The sequence below is a fragment of the Butyricicoccus sp. genome, from assembly GCF_050872565.1.
In the GTDB taxonomy this organism is placed as follows: Bacteria; Bacillota; Clostridia; order Oscillospirales; family Butyricicoccaceae; genus Butyricicoccus_A.
In genome coordinates, this window is record NZ_JBNMHC010000271.1 from 1 (window position 1) to 3,139 (window position 3,139).

General features: G+C 47.2%; 4 protein-coding genes. 3 read left to right on the forward strand and 1 reads right to left on the reverse strand.

From position 1 onward, the window contains the following. Window positions 1-456 (reverse strand): M20 metallopeptidase family protein (locus ACR0P9_RS09885; RefSeq protein ID WP_432619699.1); only part of this gene is annotated, 456 nt, incomplete at its 3' end. Window positions 457-601: 145 nt separating this feature from the next. Between ACR0P9_RS09885 and ACR0P9_RS09890 the strand changes: the two genes are divergently transcribed. The 3 genes from ACR0P9_RS09890 to ACR0P9_RS09900 all read left to right on the forward strand — a co-directional run. Beyond that, window positions 602-1,060, forward strand: a complete 459-nt coding sequence (locus ACR0P9_RS09890; protein WP_432619701.1) for a hypothetical protein — start codon at window positions 602-604, stop codon at window positions 1,058-1,060. After that, on the forward strand, window positions 1,057-2,229 hold the full coding sequence (locus tag ACR0P9_RS09895; protein WP_432619703.1) for an iron-containing alcohol dehydrogenase: 1,173 nt from the start codon (window positions 1,057-1,059) through the stop codon (window positions 2,227-2,229). The genes ACR0P9_RS09890 and ACR0P9_RS09895 overlap by 4 nt, the downstream gene beginning before the upstream one ends. Before the next feature lie 194 nt (window positions 2,230-2,423). Next, on the forward strand, window positions 2,424-3,139 hold a 716-nt coding region (locus ACR0P9_RS09900), incomplete at its 3' end, for an AraC family transcriptional regulator (RefSeq protein WP_432619705.1).

Sequence of the window (3,139 nt, forward strand, 5' to 3'; positions counted from 1 at the left end):
ACCGGCAGCCAGCATGGATTTTGCACCGGTAAATCCCTCTTCGTCCGGCTGAAAGACCAGCTTTACTGTGCCGTTTATTTGTGCTTGATACTGCCGCAGCAGATTGGCAGCGCCTAACAGCATAGCGGTATGCATGTCGTGACCGCAGGCGTGCATGGCATCGTTTTGCGATTTGAAATCCAAATCGGTTTGCTCCTGAATATGCAGAGCATCCATATCCGCGCGGAGCAGGATGCAGCGTCCGGTATCTTTGCCGGTAATCGTTGCGACAACGCCGCTGTCACATACTTCCTGCGGCTCATAGCCTAGTTCGATCAGTCGTTTTATGACATATGCTTTCGTGATAGGAAGCTGGGTGCCGACTTCTGGATGTTGATGGATGGTTCGGCGATCTGTGAGTATTTCCTGCTTAATTTCCTGCGCTGCGGCAAGAAGCTCCTGCGATGTGATTTGCATAAACAATAAGCCCTTTCTTTGTATTGTTGTTATGATACGTATTATACGACAAATGAAAAATAATTCAAGAAAGATAGGAAGTTTCTATGCGTGAAAATGGAAGATATGCTATACTAAGTATAGAAAAAATAAGGAGGATTATACGATGGAGACTTTAGAACAGTCTAGAGATGCTTTGCTGGGCGTACTCATAGGACTTTCTCACGCCTGCACCAACAATCCCAAAACGCAAAACACGGATCGTATCTATGTAGATGGTCTGCGGTGTTCGGCACAAGAAACCGATATACCAACCATCCAAGCACAGACAAAAAAGACATCTGAGGAAAAAGATACCGTTGCGCCGGGCTGCGCATTTTGCCAGGCACGCTGCGGGAATACCGATGATTATGATATGGTTTGCCTGTGGCAGGCGATTCCAGCCGTGCGTGATGCAAAAGAACGATTACTGCGTGCGTTGCAGCAGCTGGCATTGGAAACCGACGCAGAACACGTACCGGAACAGACAGCGATGCTGTTGCAAAGAGGGTTGTTTGCCTTGAAAGAAGACTGGGAACCAGAACGATATAATGAAATCACACGACAAATAGGAGGAACAAGATGAGCTTTCGTATGTATGTACCAACTCGCATTATTTTTGGCGCAGGAAGCTTGAACAAGCTGAGCCGTCAAAAGCTGCCGGGGAAAAAGGCATTGGTAGTCATTTCTAACGGCAAATCGACCAAAGCTAATGGATATTTAGACCGCACATTGGAAGCTTTACAGCAGGCGGGTGCAGAAACCGTGGTATTCGACCAAGTTATGGCGAATCCGCTCAAATCGACGGTAATGGCAGGCGGTGCATTTGCGCGAGAACATGGCTGCGATTTTATTGTTGCCTTGGGCGGCGGCAGCGTCATTGACGCATCCAAAGCCATCGCGATTGTGGCAACCAATGACGGCGATATTTGGGATTATGTCTACGGCGGCACAGGCGGCTGCCAGCGCATCGGTGTCAATCCGCTTCCGGTGATCGCCATCACGACAACGGCGGGCACGGGCAGCGAAGTGGATGCATTCAGTGTCATTACCAATGAGGAAACCAATGAAAAGATTGGTTTGGGCGGCGATGCGCGTCTGTTCCCGAAGACAGCCATTGTGGATCCAGAGTTGATGCTTTCTGTTCCACCGAAGTTTACGGCATATCAGGGCTTTGACGCGCTATTTCACAGTGTAGAAGCGTATATTGCAAAATCTGCGAGCTTGATGAGCGATATGTATGCGTTGACTGCGATAGAAAATATCGGCGGGTATCTGGCGCGCGCTGTAGAAGACGGCAAGGATTTAGAGGCGCGAGAGCATGTCGCATTCGCAAATACACTCTCTGGCGTTGTCATGACGATGTGTTCGCTGACCAGTGAGCACGCATTGGAACATGCAATGAGCGCATATCATCAGGATTTGCCGCATGGTGCGGGACTCATTTTGATTTCTCTGCCGTATTACGAGCACTTTGTGCAGGCACATGTGTGTGATGAACGATTTATTCGTATGGCGCAGGCTTTGGGCAAAACAGATGCGTCTAAGCCGGAGGACTTTTTGATCGCGTTGGAAGAATTGCAGAAGGCATGTGGCGTGTATGGATTGAAAATGTCGGATTTTGGTATCAAAAAAGAAGAAGCACTGACACTGGCACAGAATGCTCGTGCAACGATGGGTGCCTTGTTTAAGGCAGATCGTGCACCGCTTTCTGATGAGGAATGTGCAACTATCCTGGAGAAAGCATATCGATAAAGGCTAAAAAATACAGAAAAAAGACGGATGTTTTGCGGAATGTCCGTCTTTTTTTGAAAAGATTGCCGAAAATAGAAATTACCTGCGTAAAACTATTGACAGAAAAAAACTGTATGGTATTATATAGTATGATTAGCTAGAACTAATAAAATTGGCAAACCAATACGTTGTATGCAGGGAGTGTTCTACATATTATGAAATTGACAGAACAGGAAAAGTGCATATATGGAAATAGCGTACAGGTCATATCGAGAGAGGATGACTGTACGGTGTATACCCGCAAAGACGAAACAGGAGACGCACGGATGACTTGCTATCATGTGTTTCCGGGTATTGATTTGGTCTATAATGACATTCATATGCAGAGATCCGGCATGAAACCGGCGATGCATGGAAATTTTTTAGAGATCAATCACTGTAGAGAAGGCCGCGCAGAATGCGAATGCGGCGATCAGTTTTATTACATCACAGCGGGAGATCTGTCAATTCAGCAGAGAAAGGATTGCAGCCACGAGTCGTACTATCCACTCAGCCACTATCATGGCATCTCCATCTTAATTGACGCAGATCATTCGCCGATGTGCCTCTCGTGTTTTTTGAAGGATGTCAACGTACAGCCGACGACGCTCATTCAGAAATTCTGCAAAAATGAGGCGGGATATGTTGTCCGATCACAACCGAGCTTGGCACATATTTTTTCGGAGCTGTACACCGTCCCAGAGAGTATCCGAAAGGGCTATTTCAAAGTAAAGATATTGGAATTATTGTTGTTTCTCAGCAGCATGAAACTGGATGATGACGCCGTGCACGAGCGCAGCTATTCCGGCAGTCAGGTCACTCTGGCAAAAGATGCCGGACGTTATTTGGCACAGCATATGGATCGCCGTGTGACCATTGATGAGCTGGCAGA

Bases quoted from the DNA above. Each gene is read 5' to 3' on its own strand.
- ACR0P9_RS09890 (WP_432619701.1), top strand. From the start codon at position 602: ATGGAGACTTTAGAACAGTCTAGAGATGCTTTGCTGGGCGTACTCATA.
- ACR0P9_RS09895 (WP_432619703.1), top strand. From the start codon at position 1,057: ATGAGCTTTCGTATGTATGTACCAACTCGCATTATTTTTGGCGCAGGA.